This window comes from Bacillus sp. BB51/4, assembly GCF_008368845.1.
Taxonomy (GTDB): Bacteria; Bacillota; Bacilli; order Bacillales; family Bacillaceae_G; genus Bacillus_A; species Bacillus_A wiedmannii.
Genome location: NZ_QOSC01000008.1, coordinates 277049 through 298124, shown reverse-complemented (window position 1 = coordinate 298124; position 21076 = coordinate 277049). Strand labels below are relative to the sequence as shown.

At 35.2% G+C, this 21076-nt stretch carries 17 protein-coding genes; 5 read left to right on the top strand and 12 right to left on the bottom strand.

Translation table 11 applies throughout. From position 1 onward, the window contains the following. Positions 1-23: 23 nt before the first annotated feature. The 3 genes from DN392_RS10130 to DN392_RS10120 form a co-directional block, all read right to left on the bottom strand. Complete coding sequence (locus DN392_RS10130) at positions 24-527, bottom strand: DinB family protein (RefSeq protein WP_000533789.1); 504 nt, start codon at positions 525-527, stop codon at positions 24-26. Between the two features lie 411 nt (positions 528-938). Further along, entirely contained in the window at positions 939-1220 is a 282-nt protein-coding gene (locus DN392_RS10125) for a hypothetical protein (RefSeq protein WP_048563497.1), read from the bottom strand. Positions 1221-1338: 118 nt separating this feature from the next. Continuing rightward, the gene (locus DN392_RS10120; protein WP_074651380.1) at positions 1339-1917 is read right to left on the bottom strand and encodes an LOG family protein; all 579 of its coding nucleotides are present in this window, start codon (positions 1915-1917) and stop codon (positions 1339-1341) included. Positions 1918-1990: 73 nt separating this feature from the next. On the opposite strand from DN392_RS10120, the gene DN392_RS10115 reads away from it, so the two are divergent. From DN392_RS10115 to DN392_RS10105, 3 genes are all read left to right on the top strand, one after another. After that, on the top strand, positions 1991-2314 hold the full coding sequence (locus DN392_RS10115; RefSeq protein WP_000355764.1) for a MazG nucleotide pyrophosphohydrolase domain-containing protein: 324 nt from the start codon (positions 1991-1993) through the stop codon (positions 2312-2314). Positions 2315-2367: 53 nt separating this feature from the next. Beyond that, on the top strand, positions 2368-2874 hold the full coding sequence (locus DN392_RS10110) for a ferritin (protein WP_046955624.1): 507 nt from the start codon (positions 2368-2370) through the stop codon (positions 2872-2874). 147 nt (positions 2875-3021) lie between these two features. Next, the gene (locus DN392_RS10105; protein ID WP_064473124.1) at positions 3022-4191 is read left to right on the top strand and encodes a DUF418 domain-containing protein; all 1170 of its coding nucleotides are present in this window, start codon (positions 3022-3024) and stop codon (positions 4189-4191) included. 43 nt (positions 4192-4234) lie between these two features. On the opposite strand, the gene DN392_RS10100 is transcribed toward DN392_RS10105, so the two are convergent. The 4 genes from DN392_RS10100 to DN392_RS10085 form a co-directional block, all read right to left on the bottom strand. Then, on the bottom strand, positions 4235-5416 hold the full coding sequence (locus DN392_RS10100; RefSeq protein WP_000706847.1) for a NupC/NupG family nucleoside CNT transporter: 1182 nt from the start codon (positions 5414-5416) through the stop codon (positions 4235-4237). Between the two features lie 355 nt (positions 5417-5771). Next, the gene (locus DN392_RS10095) at positions 5772-6953 is read right to left on the bottom strand and encodes a NupC/NupG family nucleoside CNT transporter (RefSeq protein WP_000673848.1); all 1182 of its coding nucleotides are present in this window, start codon (positions 6951-6953) and stop codon (positions 5772-5774) included. 364 nt (positions 6954-7317) lie between these two features. Beyond that, on the bottom strand, positions 7318-8760 hold the full coding sequence (locus tag DN392_RS10090; protein ID WP_088321305.1) for an alanine/glycine:cation symporter family protein: 1443 nt from the start codon (positions 8758-8760) through the stop codon (positions 7318-7320). A 333-nt stretch (positions 8761-9093) separates the two neighbouring features. Beyond that, positions 9094-10524: an alanine/glycine:cation symporter family protein gene (locus DN392_RS10085; RefSeq protein ID WP_088321304.1), complete on the bottom strand. Its 1431-nt coding sequence runs from the start codon at positions 10522-10524 to the stop codon at positions 9094-9096. 300 nt (positions 10525-10824) lie between these two features. Between DN392_RS10085 and DN392_RS10080 the strand changes: the two genes are divergently transcribed. Continuing rightward, the gene (locus DN392_RS10080) at positions 10825-11463 is read left to right on the top strand and encodes an NAD(P)-dependent oxidoreductase (protein ID WP_048563494.1); all 639 of its coding nucleotides are present in this window, start codon (positions 10825-10827) and stop codon (positions 11461-11463) included. Between the two features lie 42 nt (positions 11464-11505). On the opposite strand, the gene DN392_RS10075 is transcribed toward DN392_RS10080, so the two are convergent. The 5 genes from DN392_RS10075 to DN392_RS10055 form a co-directional block, all read right to left on the bottom strand. Next, the gene (locus DN392_RS10075; protein WP_088321303.1) at positions 11506-15918 is read right to left on the bottom strand and encodes a putative mucin/carbohydrate-binding domain-containing protein; all 4413 of its coding nucleotides are present in this window, start codon (positions 15916-15918) and stop codon (positions 11506-11508) included. A 455-nt stretch (positions 15919-16373) separates the two neighbouring features. Continuing rightward, the gene (locus tag DN392_RS10070; RefSeq protein WP_048566645.1) at positions 16374-16781 is read right to left on the bottom strand and encodes a GNAT family N-acetyltransferase; all 408 of its coding nucleotides are present in this window, start codon (positions 16779-16781) and stop codon (positions 16374-16376) included. Between the two features lie 115 nt (positions 16782-16896). After that, on the bottom strand, positions 16897-17814 hold the full coding sequence (locus tag DN392_RS10065; protein WP_001022545.1) for a thioester domain-containing protein: 918 nt from the start codon (positions 17812-17814) through the stop codon (positions 16897-16899). 112 nt (positions 17815-17926) lie between these two features. After that, complete coding sequence (locus tag DN392_RS10060; RefSeq protein WP_000793569.1) at positions 17927-18766, bottom strand: aldo/keto reductase; 840 nt, start codon at positions 18764-18766, stop codon at positions 17927-17929. 15 nt (positions 18767-18781) lie between these two features. Further along, on the bottom strand, positions 18782-19945 hold the full coding sequence (locus DN392_RS10055; protein ID WP_164085710.1) for an MFS transporter: 1164 nt from the start codon (positions 19943-19945) through the stop codon (positions 18782-18784). A 392-nt stretch (positions 19946-20337) separates the two neighbouring features. On the opposite strand from DN392_RS10055, the gene DN392_RS10050 reads away from it, so the two are divergent. Further along, positions 20338-20685 carry a winged helix-turn-helix transcriptional regulator gene (locus tag DN392_RS10050; RefSeq protein ID WP_000760478.1) on the top strand — a complete coding sequence of 116 codons (348 nt, stop codon included), beginning with the start codon at positions 20338-20340 and terminating at the stop codon, positions 20683-20685. Positions 20686-21076 lie beyond the last annotated feature (391 nt).

Below are 21076 nucleotides of genomic sequence, written 5' to 3'. Positions count from 1 at the left end.
ACTCTATGGTAAATAAAAAAAATTCATTTTGAATATAGAAATAGTCCAAAATCTTGCATAACAGAGGTATGACCCATTTGCCGCAACATTGTGGCTATATTCCCACGGTGATATGCTCCGTGGGTGACGACGTGTAGTATTGTTTCAGAAACCGTCGTATCCAGGTGCCCAGCGTATGGATTATCAACCTCAAACACTTTTTCATAATCTTGTTGACTACTTAAAAGTTCTTTATATCTTTTAGATAATTCATAAAAACTAGTTTCCATTTCCTCAATATTTTTTGTTTCCAGCTGTTCTTTCAATTGATCTGTGTGTACCATTGCATCACTCATGCTTTTACCAGAAATAATCTCGAGCCAGGCTAAATCTGTAAGGTATATGTGAGACATTACTTTTGCCACCGAAGAAAAACCACTATTAACTTCCTTATGGAAAATGTCTTGCGGTAGTTCTTTTAAGCGATTTAAAATAACTTCATTTGCCCATAAGTGGTAGTTATACATTTTTAATACAGAACGACCCATGCTCATTTCTCCTCCAATTTTCATTTTAATGATTAGATTATGATACATAGCTGATTAAAAATTCATAAAGGATTACATCTATAAAATTTATTCTGATTCCGATTAAAAAAACCTCTATTAACTTCATAAAAAACATTCCCTATCTTCCACAATCTGCCCCTTTAACGGAACAGTTCTATGTCACTCAATAATTCCTTACTTACCTTTTATTCAGATGTTCTTTTTTAAGTCAGCAAAACATACCTCCATCTATACTTCCACTCTTCCAACGATTTCACATCTCACTATCAATATATTTAACCAGATTAAAAACACATACCTTTTTACGATAAAAAAGACATGTGTTTCCAAAAATCTATATAAAAATCAAAATGATAAAGGCATTCCGAAGTAATATGGAATGCCTTCTTTTTATTGCCGTCTATAATAAATAATAAAATTTAAACCGCTAATACAACCAATTGCAATAAACATGCTAAAACTCTGTACATCCCCAGCTAGACTATACTCATCAACGATAAATCCCGACATAAACAACGTTATCGCGGCAACACCGATACACAATATCGAAATAAACCAAAGCGAAAATTCATTAATTAGCTCTTTCTTCTGTGTTGAAACAATTAGCATAACAAGAATAGATGCTGCTAAAATACTTTTAAAAACAGGACGTAAATACACAAACTCCTCCATCTATTTCTCCTTTTCCAAAAACATTACATCTTAACATTAACATATTTAACCAAATTAAAAACACATGCCTTTTCAAGATAAAATGACATGTGTTTCCAAAAACATCTATAAAATTGTATTATGATAGCTGCTTCCACTTCGTTCCTAAAACAGGACGCTCATAATTTTGGATTGCATCAATTAGTTTATCTGCCGTCTCAGCTGAAACGATCAACTCTTTATTTGATGGATTCATAAATCCTTCTTCTGCTGCACGTTCAACCATTTGCAAAATTGGCCCATAAAAGCCTTTTATGTTCAATAAACCAACCGGCTTATTATGTATACCAATTTGTGACCAACATACTACTTCAAATAGCTCTTCAAACGTTCCGTATCCGCCTGGTAATGCAATAAAAGCATCCGCAAGCTCTGCCATTTTCGCTTTGCGCTCGTGCATCGTTTCTACTTCAATTAGTTCTGTTAACCCTGTATGTACAATTTCTCCTCGGAATAGACCGCGCGGCATAACACCTGTTACACGCCCGCCTAAACGAAGAACTTCATTTGCTACTTCTCCCATTAATCCAACGCATGAACCACCGTATACGAGCTCATAGTCGTTCTCAACAAACATTCTCCCTAACGCTATTGCTTGCTCTTTAAATTCTGGTCTCTCTCCTAAGTTGGAACCTGCAAACACACAAATCTTTCTCATTCCTACACCCCGAAACTATATATTGTTATGATACAATGAACATTGTACAACATATTGAAGGGATGAGGGAGAAATGGATATCGTCGCATTTCAAAGATGGGTGGAGGAATTTTACGAAAAACGAAGCTGGTCACAGTATAATTCCTTTATTCGCTTAAATTTCTTAACAGAGGAAGTTGGAGAAGTTTCACGCGTTGTTCGTGCAATCGAAATTGGCCGTGATCGTCCTGACGAAAAAGTGAAAACAGAAGAAGAACTAAAACAAGAGTTAAAAGAAGAACTTGGTGATGTACTATCTAATCTTATTATTCTTTCACAAAAATATGATTTAGATTTACAAGACATTATGGAGGCACACGTCACAAAGCTTTCGAAAAGGTTCGAAGTATCCAAATGAGAATATTATCAATTATGGTATAATGTTCTTGTCACAATACTAAGGGGGATTTTATGTTATCTAAAAAATTGCACGACGCATTAAACGATCAAATGAACTTTGAATTTTACTCTGCCCATGCTTATATGGCGATGGCTGCTTACTGTACAGCTGAGAGCTATGATGGATTCGCTAATTTTTTCCTTGTACAAGCTGAAGAAGAACGTTTCCACGCAATGAAGCTTTACAACTACATTAATGACCGCGGTGAGCGCGCTATTATTACTGGATTTGATAATCCAAATAACAAATACGAATCTGTACTGAACGCTTTTGAAGTGGCACTTGAGCACGAGCGTGAAGTAACGAAGCGTATTTACAACTTATCTGATATCGCTTGGGATGAGCGTGAGCATGCAACAATTACATTCTTAAAATGGTTCGTCGATGAGCAAGTAGAAGAAGAATCTTCATTCGATAGCATCATCCAAAAATTAAAACGTATTACAAGCGATTCAAACGCACTATTTATGCTAGATGCTGAATTAGAGAAACGTACATTTACGCCTCCAGCTGAATAGTATTCCAATCACCTTAATGAATGTATTAAGGTGATTTTTTATTTTCTCTTTAGCTTAAAATCACCTTAAATTTCCTCGTATTTGACATAGTGCCAACTATAAAATGGTATTATTTTCAATATAAAATAATATAAAAGGAGAGAAAAAATGAATCAACGTGTAGAAGTTGTTGATGCAATGCGTGGTTTTGCTTTATTTGGTATTTTACTTGTTAATATAACATTAATTCAATTCGGGTTCTTCGCTAATGAAAAACCATCCTATATATTTGGCGGACTCGATAAAGGTGCTAATTGGTTTATTCAATTTTTTGGCACACAAAATTTCATTTCTTTATTCTCTTTTTTATTTGGTCTTAGCATTATTTTGTTACAAAAAAGCATTGTCGCAAAAGGAAAAAAGTTTTCCCCTACATATTTACGTCGTATTCTTATTCTTTTACTACTAGGTTTTATTCACGGCGTGCTCATTTGGTCCGGGGATATTTTATTCTCATATGGCCTCATCGGGATTTTCTTACTGATGTTTATAAACAGAAAGCCAAAAACATTATTAATTTGGGCAACTGTTCTACTCGCACTCCTTACACTTATGACTTATTCAACTGACCCAAATACAAATGTTACTGATTTTGCTCCTTATATTGAAAAAGAACATAAAGTTCATGAGACTGGAAGCTATATGGATCATGTCAACTTTAGGTTAACTGAAAATCCTTTCGAATATATAGGCATTGACGGTTTCTTCGGATTAACCTTTATAACACTTTTCACACTCATTTTCCTATCTCCACTCTTCTTAATCGGTATGTACGTAGGAAAAAAAGGATGGTTATTTGAGATTGATAAGCATATCTCTGCTGTCAAAAAGGTCTGGCTTCTTACTGGTATTTTCTCTTTTACAATCAAAACTTCAGCTATGTTCGTTAAACATCCTATTTTACTTATGTTACAAGACGGCCTTACACCAGTAACCATGACCTTCTTTTACGGAAGCACAATTATTTTATTATTCCATTACAAAAAAGCAACCCGTCTACTAACATATATGGCCAATATGGGAAAAATGTCGGTTAGTAATTACTTAGCCCAGTCTATTATCACAACAACAATTTTTTACGCATACGGCTTTGGCTTATTCGGTAAAATAGGATATTTCTTCGGTATTCTTTTAACGATTGGAATCTATACAATTCAATTATTTGTTAGCACATATTGGCTGCGAAAATATCGAATGGGTCCTGTTGAGTATATATGGAGGCTTGGAACTTATTTGGAGAAACCACAATTTAAAAGAGACTTAGATAGAGCAAGTTAAATAAAAAAGCAATGAGCCTACGCTCATTGCTTTTCTTAATTTATTAAAGCATAACCCCAACGATAATCGCTGATAATATACTTACTAACGTTGCACCATATACAAGTTTTAATCCGAATGAAGATACAACGTTTGCTTGTTTGCCATCGATACTCTTCGTTGCACCTGCGATAATTCCGATAGATGAGAAGTTCGCAAATGAGACAAGGAAGATAGATAAAATACCTACTGTACGAGCTGATAAATCACCAGCTACTTTTCCAAGGTCAAGCATTGCAACGAATTCGTTCGTTACTAATTTTGTTGCCATAATTTGTCCCGCTGTTAGCATCTCTGATGTTGGAATACCCATTACGAATGCTAATGGCGAGAAAACGTATCCTAAAATGCTTTGGAATGTGATTCCGAAAATTGAATCGAACACACCGTTAATTGCTGTAATCAATGCTACGAAACCGATTAACATCGCCGCTACTGTTACAGCGATAGAGAAACCAAGCATAATATATTCGCCTAACATTTCAAAGAATGTTTGTTTTTTATCTTCTTGTAATTCTAAAATATCGTCTTCTTCTTTTACTTCATATGGATTAATGATATGAACGATAATGAATCCACTGAATAAGTTTAATACAAGTGCTGTTACTACATATTTTGGATCAATCATTTTCATGTAAGAACCGACGATTGACATCGATACTGTTGACATAGAAGATGCACAAAGTGTGTATAAACGATTTTTCGGTAATTTGCTTAGTTGATCTTTCACTGTAATGAATACTTCACCTTGACCAACAATTGCAGCTGCTACTGCATTATATGATTCTAGTTTTCCTAAGCCGTTAATTTTACTTAATAGGAAACCGACTGCACGAATGATAATCGGTAATACTTTAATGTGTTGTAAGATCCCAATTAGTACTGCTAAGAAAATAATTGGTAATAATACTGTTAAGAAGAATGGTGCTTGTCCATCATTTGCTAGACCACCAAATACGAAATTAACCCCTGCTTCCGCAAATTTTAAAATAGCGCCAAACCCATCTGCAATCCCTTTTACTAATACAAATCCGACCTTTGTATTTAGTAAGAAATACGCAAGTACCAATTGAATGACAAGCATAAGTGCAATTGGTTTATATTTAATTTTCTTACGATCTGAACTGATAAGGAACCCTAGTACAAATACTACAAGTAAACCGACTAGAAACATTACGATCTTCATATGTGAATCCTCCACTTCTCCCACGAATTATCGGTCGTATAACGTATAACGAATGACGTCTGACCATTGATGTTAAAAAAATTTAAAACCCCTAAATATTATTCAACTGCTTTCTAAAATCAGTAAGCGTTTACATAAATTGCAATTTATAAAAGGTAGCTTCTTCTCTCCTACCATACTTGAAAGTCTGAAATTGATACCACCTACAAATCAAATTGTAAGCGTTATCTAGGCGAAATGCAATATAAATTTTAAAAGATTTTTATATGTTAATATATTCCTAATTAATTGGTTTTTTCATGCAAATTTACCATAAAAAAAATAGCCCTAGCTATGAGCTAGAGCCATCCTTTTTTTATAACATAACACCAACGATAATCGCTGATAGAATACTTACTAATGTCGCACCGTACACAAGGCGTAGACCGAATGATGATACAACATTTGATTGGTTTTCATCGATACCTTTCGTTGCACCTGCGATAATTCCGATTGATGAGAAGTTCGCAAATGATACAAGGAATACAGAAAGAATACCAACTGTACGAGCTGATAAATCACCAGCTACTTTTCCAAGATCCAGCATCGCAACAAATTCGTTTGATACTAATTTTGTTGCCATAATTTGTCCCGCTGTTACCATCTCTGCTTGCGGGATACCCATTACGAATGCTAATGGTGAGAAAATGTATCCTAAAATAGCTTGGAATGTAATACCGAACATTGAATCAAACAAGCTATTAATTGCTGTAATTAATGCTACGAAACCAAGTAACATTGCTGCTACTGTAATCGCGATTGTGAAACCAAGCATAATATATTCACTTAGCATTTCAAAGAATGACTGTTTTTTCTTATTTTCTAATTTCAGTGTATCTTCTTCTTCTGTAATATCGTACGGGTTAATAATATGAATAATAATGAAACCACTAAATAAATTTAATACAAGTGCTGTTACTACATATTTCGGTTCGATCATTTTCATATAAGAACCTACGATTGACATTGATACTGTCGACATGGAAGATGCACATAATGTATATAAACGATGTTTTGGGATTTTACTTAATTGATCTTTTACTGTAATAAATACTTCCGCTTGCCCAACAATGGCAGCTGCTACTGCGTTATATGATTCTAGTTTTCCTAGACCATTTACTTTACTTAGCGCAGTACCAATAGCACGAATAAATATCGGTAAAATTTTAAAGTGTTGCAGAATTCCGATTAAAACGGCAAAGAATACGATTGGTAATAACGCTGTTAAGAAGAATGAAACCTCTCCTTTATTAACAAGACCGCCAAATACGAAAACGATTCCAGCTTCCGCATACCCAAGAAGCGCGCCAAATCCATCTGAAATTCCTTTTACTAAAATATAACCAACTTGCGTATTTAATAAGAAATAACTTAACGCTAGCTGAATAACAAGCATAATTGCGATTGGTTTATACTTAATCTTCTTTCGATCGGCACTTATAAGAAAACCGAGTACGAATACAACGAGCAATCCTACAAGAAACATAACAAACTTCATTAATAAAATCCTCCATTTAACTCTTCATTAACGTTGAACGTCTGACCATTCAAAATAAGAAATAATCCGAACTTTCCATTTCTCCTCCAAAACCTTCAATCGGATAGGAAAGATCATAAAACCTCTTGTTTCAAAGGCATTTTCCATTCTAACATAAATCACAACTCATATCCGCACTTTTCTTTAAAAAATTACATTTTATTATAAAACGTTCATTAATGTTCGTCTTTTACATTATATAGCGAAACTTTAATCAGTGTCATCCCCACTGATTATCAGCCCGCATCAATCGAGAGTTTTACTGTTCACAAATAGCGGGATAAAACAAAAAATGAGCATCAAGTTTCACTTGATGCTCACCTCATTATACTGCTTTTTCTTTATCAGCTACTGCTGGCTTATCCCAGCACTCTGTATTGTTCAAACCTGGAATAGACTCCGCATAGAATACTGGATCTTTTCCTTGTTTCTTTTGCTTTACGTAATCTGATAATGCCGCGAAAGCATACTTAGAAAGAAATACGATCGCAACTAAGTTAATAACAGCCATAATCCCCATAAATAAATCTGCTAAATCCCAAACGATTTGAATTGTTGCTACAGATCCTAACATAACCATACCAAGTACAGCAATTCGATAAGCATTTAGTAAAACTTTACTTCCATTTAAAAACTCAATATTCGTTTCACCATAGTAGTAGTTACCTACTAATGAACTAAATGCAAACAAGAAGATTGCAACTGCTACAAATATAGACGCCCACGGTCCGATATGTTGGCTTAATGCTTGCTGCGTTAATTGAATACCATTTAAATCAGCTGCATTATGCACATCTGATAAAAGAATGATAAATGCTGTACAACTACAAATTAATAATGTATCTGTAAATACCCCTAAAGTTTGAATGAAACCTTGTTTAACTGGGTGCGTTACGTTTGCAGTCGCAGCTGCGTTCGGCGCACTACCCATACCTGCTTCATTTGAGAATAATCCACGCTTTACCCCTAGTAAAATCGCAGCTCCTAATCCCCCGCCCACTACTTCTTTAATTCCGAAAGCATGTAAGAAAATTTCTTTAAATACATACGGAATTGCCGTAATGTTTGTTACAACAACGAATAATGCCACTGCTACATATATAATTGCCATTACTGGAACAATCATTTCAACCGCACGTGCAATACGCTTTACTCCGCCGAAGATAATAATTGCAAGTAAACCAGCCATAAACAGACCTACAAACTTACCATCTGTGTTAAATGCTCCATCAAAAGCCGCCGCTACTGTGTTTGACTGCACGGCGTTGAAAATTAATCCGAAACTAACTGTTATTAGAACAGAGAAGACAACTCCTAGCCAGCGTTTCTTTAAACCCTTTTCCATATAATACGCTGGACCACCACGGAACGCATTCCCATCTTTTACTTTATAAATTTGCGCTAATGTGCTCTCTACAAATGCAGAAGCACCCCCAATTACCGCGATTAACCACATCCAAAATACTGCTCCTGGTCCACCTGCTGAGATTGCGATAGCTACACCAGCTAAGTTACCAGTACCTACACGGGAAGCTGTACTCATACAAAAAGCCTGGAATGATGATACACCGCTCTTCTCTTTTTGTGCTTTCCTCGTTTTCGAACTTGCCCCATCCCCAAGCAATCGAATCATTTCACCGAAGTAACGAATTTGGACAAATTTCACACGAAACGAAAAGTAAAGTCCTAACCCAATTAACATCGCAATGATTATATATGACCAAAGAACATTATTTATATCCCCAATTACATTAGTTAAAAAATCCATAATTGCATTGCCCCCTCTTCTTCACAATAAGAAAATTATATTCTAAAAACTTTTAGTAATCAAGAACTTTATGTTAGGTTTTATAACATGATCACGTTAACTCCCTTAACATATGTATTTTTTTACGTAAAAATATAACCAGTACGTGCATTTACCCAATACTCAATCACTCATCCTATTCGACCAGTCATACTTTTAAGACAGTACGTTCCTACAAATAACGAGAGGAATGAATGAACAAAAAATTATATTAATAATTACCTCCCACCCTCTTTATCATTTACTACAACAAAAAAGGCGAGCATCGAATTTATCTCGATGCTCGCCTTTTCATTACACTGCTTTTTCTTTATCCGTTACCACTGGCTTATCCCAACACTCTGTATTCGTTAAACCCGGAATAGAATCTGCACTGAAGACTGGATCTTTTCCTTGTTTCTTTTGCCTTACATAGTCTGCCAAAGCAGCATATGCAAATCGGCCAAGAAGCGTAATCGCAATTAAGTTTGTGATTACCATTAGTCCCATAAATAAATCCGCCATATTCCATACAACTTGAAGTGTTGCAACAGAACCGAATAACACCATTGCAACTACCGCAATACGGTAAATTGTTAACCAAGTTTTACTTTGTTTAATAAATTCAATATTCGTTTCACCATAATAGTAGTTTCCTAGAAGAGAACTGAATGCAAATAAGAAAATAATAATTGCTAAGAAACTGCTTGCCCACGGACCAATTTGTGAACTTAATGCATTTTGCGTTAACTCAATACCTTCTAAATTTGTTGCTTTATATGCACCAGAACATAGTACGATAAATGCCGTCGATGTACATACTAAGAATGTATCTACTAATACGCCAATTGTTTGAATAAAACCTTGCTTTGCTGGATGCGTTACATCAGCTGTTGCTGCCGCGTTCGGCGCACTACCCATACCTGCCTCGTTCGCAAATAACCCGCGCTGAATACCATACTTCATTGCAGCACCGATACCGCCACCTACAGCTGAATCTAAACCAAATGCACCTTTAAAGATTTCTGTAAACATATCCGGTATTAAATAATAATTTTTAATAACAACGAAAATTGCTACTGCAATATAAATAAGTGCCATTGGCGGAACGATCATTTCAGACATACGCGCGATACTTTTCACGCCACCAAAAATAATAACCGCAACTAATACTGCTAATACAATCCCAACAACGTAACGCTCAATACCAAAAGCGTTTTTAAATGCTAATGTAACTGTATTTGCTTGTACGGAGTTGAAAATTAATCCGTAACTAATTGTAATAAGGATAGAGAACCAAATTCCCATCCAACGTTTATTTAAACCTTTTTCCATATAATAAGCAGGACCACCACGGAAGCCACTGCCATCTTTTATTTTATAAATTTGTGCAAGCGTACTTTCCACGAAACTTGAAGACGCTCCGACAATCGCAATAACCCACATCCAAAATACAGCTCCAGGTCCTCCCATAGAAATAGCTAACGCTACGCCCGCTAAGTTCCCGATTCCAATACGAGCTGCTGAACTCATACAAAACGCTTGGAAAGAAGATACACTACCTTTTTTACGCGTCTTTCCAGTTAATCCATCACTCATTAGTCGAACCATTTCCCCTAAATGAGTAATTTGTACGAATTTCAATTTAATAGAAAAATAAAGACCTAAACCAATTAACATTGCAATAAGAATATATGACCAAAGAATTGTATTCGTTGATGAAACAAATTGCTCTAAAATATTCATACAATTAACCCCTCCTTTTCTCCATAAAACGAATTATATTTAAAAAACATTTAAAAATCAACATTTTTCGACAATTTGCAATTTCCAAATATTAGCCAGACACGAAGTAACAATATCTTTATGACTCTCCTCCCTCTAACTGTGCATACTAAAATAAAAAGTAAATCTACAAACTATTCCATTGACAAAAACGCCAACCTGTAACTATAATGATTACATCAGGTTGTAACAAACCTTATTACAACACATTCATTCACTTTAAGATATACACTTTAACAAAACACTTTGGAGGGATTTATTATGAAAATCGGAATTATTGGAGCAACTGGTAAAGCAGGAAGTCGTATTTTAAAAGAAGCATTAGATCGCGGACATGAAGTAACTGCAATCGTAAGAAACGCTGCAAAAATTACAGAAGAAAACGTAAAAGTTTTAGAAAAAGACGTATTCACTCTTACATCTAACGACCTACAAGCATTCGACGTAGTTGTAAATGCATTTGGTGCTCCAGCAGGACAAGAACATCTTCACGTAGATGCAGGAAATGTACTAATTGAAGCTATGAAAGGTGCACCTAACACAAAATTACTTGTAGTTGGCGGCGCTGGAAGCTTATTTGTAGACGAAGAGAAAACAACACGTGTATTTGATACACCAGGTTTCCCAAATGAATACCTTGCAACTGCTCAAAACCAAGGTAAAAACTTAGAAATTCTGCAACAAACTAACGATATTACTTGGACGTTCATCAGCCCTTCTGCACTATTCGCACTAGGAAAACGTACTGGTTCTTATACAGCTGGTGAAGACAATCTTCTTGTGAACTCAAAAGGTGATAGCTACGTAAGTTATGAAGACTTCGCAGTAGCAGCACTTGATGAAATCGAAAATCCAAAACATGTAAATGAACGCTTCACAGTTGTTTCTGAAGCTGAGTAATAGAAAAAGCTCGTAAAACGTTATGTTTTACGAGCTTTCTTATTATTGTACTTGTTCTAAACCATTTGGAGTAACCTTGAAGGAAATTTCTTCAAATCTCTTCGCATCCCCTTTTCCAGCTAACTCACTGTTTTTATACCAATTGAAACGATCCGATTCTGCATGATACACTTTTATCGTATCCCCATACTGGAATGGCGTACCGTTTACTTGCTCTGCAAAATTCTGTGAAGTTTCTTGCCCTTCTGCTGTTACATGTTTTTTCTCATTTCCTTCTCCATCATATAACGTAATCCCCATGTATAGTTCGCTTTTAAAGTAGCTATGAATTTGTTCATTTGTATATGTTGCATGCAATTTCTTTTCTTCATGATTTAACGTTACAATCGAACGAATACTATTACTTAGTCCCTGATATACTAGACTGTCTCCATATGTTACTTCCACTGGCACTTCTGTCACTTTCTTATTCCCAAAGCGGTCTTTTGTTTCTACTTTTGCCGTTTGTTTACCGATTTTTGATGTATCTAATTTCTCTACAAAACCGACTACTTCTCCATCCTTCACTTCAACAAACTTCTTCGCATCTAATGCTTCACTGTTTGTTCCTATTACTACTTTTTGCGGTACTGCTGTTACTTTTTGTAAAGCGTCCATTCTCTCGAAACCTTGCTCTGTTATTTTAAAGTACAACTTCGGTTCTACTTTCCCTTTCCCCTTACCGATAAATTCATTATTTTGATACCAGTGTAATCGATTTGATTCTGCGTGATATACTTCCACAACATCACCATATTCGAAATCTACACCAGTTAACTGTTCTGCAAAGTTTTTGGAACTCTCTTGCCCTTCTACCGAAATAACTTTTTTTTCATTTCCCTTTTGATCATAAAGCGTGATTCCCATATATTTTTCATTCTCAAAACGATAATGAACTTTAGAATCCGTTGATGTTGCCTGTAGCTTTTTCGTATTATGATTCGCCGTTACGATAGAACGTACCGTATTACCATCACCTTGATATATTAAACTATCGCCATAGATTACTTCCAATGGTACTTCCGTTACTTTCTTATTCCCAAAACGGTCTTTCGTTTCTACTTTTACTTTTTGTTCACCAATTTTTGATGTATTTGGTCTTTCTACAAAACCGATTACTTCTCCATCTTTCACTTGAACAAAGTTTTTAGCGTCTAATTTTTCAACATCTGTTCCGATTACTACTTTTTGTGGTATTGCCGTTACTTCTTGTTCAGTTTCCATTCTCTCGAAACCTTGCTCCGTTATTTTAAAATACAACTTTTGTTCTGTTTTCCCTTTTCCCTTACCTACAAACTCGTTATTTTGATACCAGTTTAATCGATCTGATTCCGCATGATATACTTCCACAACATCACCATATACAAAATCTAAGCCATTTAATTGATTTGCAAAGTTTTTCGAACTCTCTTGCCCTTCTACTGAAATGCTTTTCTTTATATTCCCACTTCGATCATATATCGTTATCCCCATATATTTTTCCTTTTCAAAACGATAATGAACTTTAGAGTCCGTTGATGTTGCCTGTAGCTTTTTCGTATTATGATCCGCAGTTACGACAGAACGCGTTGTATTACCATCACCTTGGAAGACTAAACTATCGCCATATATTACTTCCAATGGTACTTCTGTCACTTCCTTATTTCCAAAGTAGTCTTTCGTTTCTACTTTCACTGTTTGTTCACCGATTTTTGTTGTATCTGGTCTTTCTACAAATCCAATTACTTCTCCATCTTTCACTTGAACGAAGTTTTTCGCTTCTAATTTTTCAGCATCTGTTCCGATTACTACTTTTTGCGGTACTGCCTTTACTTCTTGCTGAGCTTCTATTCTCTCGAAACCATGCTCCGTTACTTTAAAGATTACTTCATGAATACCGTACTGCACATCCACTATTTCATTCTTTTTGTACACCTTAAATCTATCAAACTCTTTTTGGTATACCTTTACCATATCCCCATATTCAAACGTCATTCCGTTGAATTGTTCTGCAAATCTTTTTGTATTTTCAGATGCCTTTACTGATAGAGCTTTCTTCTCTTTTCCATTTTTATCGTATACAGTCATCCCCATATACTTCTCATCTGCAAATGAAGTATGCATTGGACCTTCTGAATCTGTTGTACTAAATTTCTTTTCTTCATGATTTAATGTGACAACCGATTTAATATTGCTTCCGCCATGCCATGTACCGAAGAACATAATGCTGTCTCCATAAATGACTTCTAACGGTACTTCCGTCACTTTCTTATTTCCAAAACGATCTTTCGTTTCTACTTTTACTTTTTGTTCACCGATTTTTGTTGTATTCGGTTTTTCTACAAATCCAACTACTTCTCCATCTTTTACTTCAACAAAGTTTTTCGCATCTAACTTCTTAATATCTGTTCCGACTACTACTTTTTGCGGTTTCGCCGTCACTTCTTGTAAACCATCTTTTAACTCGAACCCTTGCGGAGTAATTTTGAATAATTTTTCTTCTTTATTTTTAGCTTTCCCTTGATCTACAAGTGCGTTATTTTTGTACCATTTCAGACGGCTTGGTTCTGCGTGGAATACTTTTACTACATCACCATATTCAAAATCCAATTCATTTAGTTCCATTGCGAATCGTTTTCCAGTTTCTTGCCCTTCTGCTGATACACGTTTCTTTTCAATCCCATTTCGATCGTATAGCGTTAAGCCCATATATTCTTCTTTTTCAAAACGGTAATGTATCTCATTATTAGTAAAGTTTGCATTTAATTTTTTTTCATTGTGACGAAGCATCACTGTTGACATTACATCGTTTGAAATTCCTTGGAAAATAATACTGTCACCATAAATCCCATTAACTTGAACAGGAATTGAATTTTTATTTCCCTTCTCATCCTCAATTTCCACTAATACTTCCTGTTTCCCATTCTCTAATTTAGACCATATCATCTTACCTGTTACTTTTACATTCTCACCTAACTTTTGAACAAGCTTACTTGCTTCATTTTCATCAAAATCTGTACCAACTAAAAGATTTCTCATCTCATTAGATGGTTCACCATATGGAACTTCGTAAGCTTCAACTTGCTTCTCACGAATATCATTACTATCTGTAGCTTTCCAAATTTCCTTTTCTAATTTAGGTAGATTTAATTTTTCTATTTTCTCTCTAATATCATCATTTGGCGTTAATCCCCATTCCTCAAAGAAAGGAATTAAATTTTGCCCTGCCACTTTTGATGTCATATAAACAAACATTTGCTTTTTCTCTCCATCAGACGCAGGCATTTCACTCTGTGGTAACAAGCGATAAGCTTGATGTAACCTAGGATAGAAATGTTCTCCATACACTACATTTAATTGCCAAAACATTGTTAGAGGATTAATGTCATCAATGAACCTTTCTGCTTTAGGTTTCTCTAAATATTCAAATGAGTCTTTATAGTGCCCATCCATTTCTAATCGGTTCCCTAACGCCTTTTGAACAGCTAATGAGTAAATATTTACTGTAACTTCCCTTACTTTAGACCACTTCCAAGGTTCTTGCTGATGTAAATGTCCAACTTCATGCCAGGGTCCCCAGCCATCCTTTTCAAGCACTTCTATATCTAAAACTCTATTCATCGCTCTCGGGATATATCCTGTATGATAATTTTTCGCAAACATAAAGTCCCCTTCAGCAGGCTTCCGTTTCTCAATAAACTGTACATAATGAATTGGAGATTTCGCTATCCCAACACCGTCCTCAGATAATCCAGCCACTGCATTTTCCAAACGAATAATCTTATCGTGCAATTTCATTAAATCTGTTGGATCCGTATTCTTCATATATTTCTGCACTGAATCGTAAGTAGTAGTGATTAAACTTCTCTCACCTTTTAATTCAACTGCATAAGGATCCTTATATTTCTTCAACATCTCATCCCAATCTTTTTCCGTATGCTTACCTAAGATAAACAAAGGAAAGTGGCTACCGCCATTCGTAACCGAAGCTGTTACTTCCCCTTCATTATTCATATTGTAAAAATATAAAATACCGCCTCTTGGAGATGATATAACGTTTTTCCCTGGTTTTAAATCAAACTCTTCTGGCCCCTCCTCATCATAAGATCTCGTTCCTATGAAAGCTTGAATAGTCTGTGTTCCTTTTATATCAATTGTAATCTCTTCATTTGGCGCCGCATAAATTCCAGTCGGCTCATTAGCGGAAAGTTTCCAAGTAACTCTTAAGCGGTTATTTTCTTCTTCCACGCTACCTTTCCCCGGCAACCGAAATACTCTCTGCTCAAATTTATTCTCTTTAATCTCTTCTAAATTCCCGCCCTTATTCTCTTCCAAAGGTGCGGCATATCCTTTCGATGCTTCGAAAGCTACTGGTGATAATAATGTAGATATACATATACCAGCTACTAATACCCTACTCGTTTTTTTCTTCGACATAATCTGTGTCCCCTGTTCCTTTATTTAGAGAAACTATCCTATATATTCATTTAATAAGTAATCCTATTATTTTTATAAAAACATTTAATAAATAGACTAACACCTCGCGCACCTGTATCTATTACTCCCGCATTTCCCTCCATGTATTCGCTTTCTTACATTGTAAAACTTTTATGTAATATGCTCTCCTCACTTCTCTCTATTTGTGATGAGTTCTCTTCATACATAAAAAGGGAATAGTAAAAGATATAATTTAGTATTGTCATCTATACATCTAAAAATAGTAATAGAATCTTACATTTTCTTCATATATGACCATCTATAGGTAGTTTTTCCAACTGAATTGTACACGCTTTACACTTTGTTTGATAGCACTTCCAATCAGAATAATGTTACAATTTCGTGAATATAATTCATTAATCTTAACGTTGCGATTAAAGGAATTTAATATTACTTTAAAATAAAAAACTGCCAAAAAAGATGCTACTCTTTTGTGCAAGTTTGTTTTCTGGATGTATACTTAAATACATAACTTTGCGATTATATTCTTTTTTAAAATGCTCTATTAACAAACGTAATAATGGTTTTGCATACCCTTTTCCTTGGCATGCACTATCAATAACAAATTGATTTAAATATACAGCCTTTTCTTCTTCATCGAACCATCCATACATCGCATATCCAATAGGCATATCACCCTTATATAAACCTACTGAAACTGCATCTTCTTTGTATTCTGTTTCAGCTTGTACTAAACAATTTGCGACTGTGCTTTCAATAAATTTATGCTGTTCTTCTGTTACTTTTAAATTAGCAATTTCATGCCGATTTTCTGTCGTTATGTCACAAATACGAAGGTTCATCTTTTATCTCTCTTTCTAATTTATCATCCTCATTATATCGTAACTCATCAAATCGTTAGTACCGGCAATGCAAGAAATGCAAAAAAAGCATTGGCACACAGCCAATGCTTTTTCATTATCTCTTTTGATTCGGTTTATGTGGTTCATTTGGAGTATGTGGTTTATTATTTTCATGACCATTTGTTGTTTTCCAACTTACCGATAACTCTGGACTTGTTTTTTCTTCACTACGCTCAAGTAATACAACTGCATTTTGAATAATCGGTGTCCCTTTATGTGCAATCCCTTGTAACTTTGTTAAATTTCCTAATACTTTAAAGCTAAACCCACCAGCTGATGTTTGTTTCGGAATTAAGATGCGGAACTTTTCTCCTACATTAAATTCCATTTTTGCTTCGCCCTTTTCATTTACAAATTTCACACCCGCTGGTGCACCTGTTGCTTGCACTTTATATGTTCCGCTTTTCGCATTTGTTTCTACTGTATATAAGCCTGTTTCAAAGAAATCATTTTTCAATACTGCTTGTTGTTCTTCTGCTGGTATGACACTCATCGTAATTTCTTGTAACTCTTCACTAGCACTTGCTTTTGCAACGATATCTTTCGTTACCTTTTCTACATTTTTATTACGGAAATCTAAATCATTAATATCGATTTGTTTTAACGCATTCCATACTGCAAGCTGCGTTGCGTAATGCGCTTCTCTCCAATCAGAAACACCTAATTCTTGTGGACTCTTTTGTGGATATCCATTCAATAGTACGCGGTACACATTAATATCCACTTTCCCCATTTCCGGTAAATCTTGACCGCTCGGAGATTTCAAATCTACATTTAAGCAAAAAGCAATTTTGCCATCTGCCGTTTTAATAAGCTCTGTTCGAATTGGTTTCTTCTTTGACTTACTATAACTCCAATCCATTTGATACTTTGTATGATCCATAACTTCTGCAAATGCTTTTTGAAGTGGGAATAACACAAATAAAACACTTAAAAGCATAGCTAAAAGTTTGAACGATTGCTTTATATTCATGTTTACAGCCCCTTATAACAAACTTAATACTAAGTAGTATTTATTTAGAAAATATTTTTATGCACAAAAAAAGAGTGCATAAAAGCACCCTTTTTTCTTTCTTACTTGAATCTTAGAAATCAAAGTTATCAGGATCTGGACCAACGCGGTGATTTTGATTTAACGCATCAATCTTTTCCATATCTTCTTTCGTTAATTCAAAATTAAATACATCAGCGTTTGCAATAATGCGGTGTTCTTTCGTTGATTTTGGAATTGTGATTACTCCATTTTGAAGATCCCAACGTAAAATAACTTGTGCTGTTGTTTTACCATGTTTCTCAGCAATTTCTTGTAATGTTTCGTTATCCAATAATTGACCTTGCATAAGTGGTGACCATGCTTCCATTTGAATACCTTGTTCTTTACAGAAAGCTTGTAATTCTTTTTGCGTTAAACGAGGGTGGTATTCTACCTGGTTAATCATTGGCTTAATTTCCGCATCTTTCATTACATCTTGTAAGTGATGAATTTGGAAGTTACTTACGCCAATCGCACGTACGCGTTCTTCTTTATAAAGTGTTTCTAACGCTCTCCACGTATCTTTGTATTTCCCTTCTACAGGCCAATGAACAAGATATAAATCTAAATAATCTAGCTCTAATTTTTTTAAGCTCTCTTCATATGCAGCAAGTGTCGTTTCATATCCTTGATCCGAATTCCACACTTTTGAAGTAATAAATAAATCTTCTCTTGAAATACCCGCTTCTTTTATACCAGCGCGGATTCCTTCTCCAACCGCTTTTTCGTTTCCATAAATCGCAGCTGTATCAATACTGCGATATCCTGCTTTGATCGCCGACTTTACAGCCTCTACCAGTTCTGGTCCATCTTCTACTTTAAATACACCTAAACCGAACCAAGGCATTTCTACACCGTTATGCAATGTTATTGTACTTTGTAAATTTTTCATTATATTTTCTCTCCTTTATTTTGCTTGATCTCTTTTTTCTAATGCCATACTCCATGCTGTTAAAATAACAGCACCTACTACCATAACGCCGCCTACCCACGCCGTATGAATTAACCCTAACGAGTTCGTTACAACACCGCCTAAATAAGCACCAAGAGCGATTCCTGCGTTGAATGCTGCAATATTCATTGCTGATGCAACATCGACAGCGCTAGGCACAAAGCGCTCAGCCAAAATAACGACATATACTTGCAGCCCTGGAACATTCATAAATGCGAATAGTCCCATGAAAATAATTGTGATTAACCCAGCGACTTTAAATGGTGCTGTAAATGTTAAAACAAATAATACAATTGCTTGAATAGAGAACATGTAAAATAACGCTCGAATCGGATTATGATTTGATAATTTTCCGCCGACCATATTCCCAATCGCAATTGCGATTCCGTACACTAACAAAATGATTGTAACAGTACTTGCTTTAAACCCTGTTACTTCTTGTAGTAACGGAGATAAATACGTAAACGTTACAAATGTCCCACCGTATCCTAATGCAGTAATGATGAAAACAAGTAATAACCTTCCGTTCGTAATCAGTTTGAATTGATCACGAAATGATACGGACGTACCTTTTTTCAAGTTAGACGGAATCAGCATACTATTGGCGATTAAGGCAACGATTCCAATTACCACAATTACCATAAACGATGCTCTCCAGCCAAATTGTTGACCTATAAATGTTCCAATTGGTACGCCTGTAATGGTCGCAACAGTTAATCCAGTAAACATAAATGCAATTGCACTCGCACGTTTATTCTCTGGTACAAGCGCAGCCGCAATTGTGGATCCTATCGACATAAAAACGCCGTGTGCAAAAGCAGATACAACCCTCGCGATAAGTAACACGGTAAAACTTGTTGCCACTGCCGCAATTCCATTACCAATAATGAAAATAATCATAATCCACATTAATAACGTCTTTCGCGACATACTAGCTGTTAATGACGTTAATACTGGGGCACCAAACGCTACTCCTAACGCATATAAAGAAACGGTTAAGCCCGCTGTTGTAACGGAAACATGTAAATCCTCTGAAATAGATGGTAATAAACCGACACTAATAAATTCGGTTGTACCAATTCCAAACGCACTAATTGCTAGTGCCAATAAAGCAAACATACTTCTCCGATTCTTCTGTACTGCCGAAGAAGATATTGTATATGAATTCAATTGAACTCCTCCTTAATGCGAGAAATCCAATCATAATAGTATGAAAAAAGGCCTTTTTTCTTCTACAAAGATAATGTTACTGCTGATATATGCTATTATGAATGGCTTCACTCTTTTTTTGAAGAACGCACTTTAAAGTACGATAGGTACCAAAAAGTAACATAGGCACTTTTTAGTACCGTACTACTCATTTCACTCTTACGTATGCTATTATGGAACATATTCAACATGATAAAAAGTACGTACTTTAAAGTGCTATAGGTACTTTTTAGTAACATTTAAATTATTTAGCTTCTTTTGTTGGAAAACTGACATCTACATTCATCAAAGGAGATTTTTATATGAAGAAATATAATATTCCCGTTGAAGCAACTTTAGAGGTTATCGGCGGAAAATGGAAAGTCGTTATTCTTTGCCACTTAACGAAAGGGACAAAGAGAACGAGTGAATTAAAACGTCTCATGCCTGGTATTACACAAAAAATGTTAACACAGCAATTACGCGAACTAGAAGAAGATGGAGTTATTCAAAGGAAGGTATACAATCAAGTACCACCGAAAGTAGAATATTCTCTTACAGACTACGGTTGGTCTTTAGAATCCATTCTTGATTCTCTTTGTACTTGGGGCGAATGCCATCTTGAAAAAAGCGGTAATACATCGATGCTCATTACAGAGGGTGAACAATAAAAAAGGAAAAAATGAACATAAATTTGTCCGTTTTTTCCTTTTTTTCTTTATATATACGTACATTTCTAACCTTATCAAAATAATTTATGCGCTTTCACACCTTGTCAGTACTACGTTATACGCTTAATATCGAATAATTAGGAATCATTTTTATGTTAACATAGGTGTATATAGTATATAATATAGGATATATATTATATACACTTTCCGGTAACGGAGCTTTCCATTATGCGGACAAGCCATGTATCGGACAGTTCATAAATAATAGGTAAGACATTATGGTTTTGGATTTATGATTTCAGCTTACTTGCTGGCATAAATTTAAAGGCATTTTATTGTGCTTTGTGAAACTTTGTATAAAGTTTCGCAAGCGTTTACTATCTTACCTATC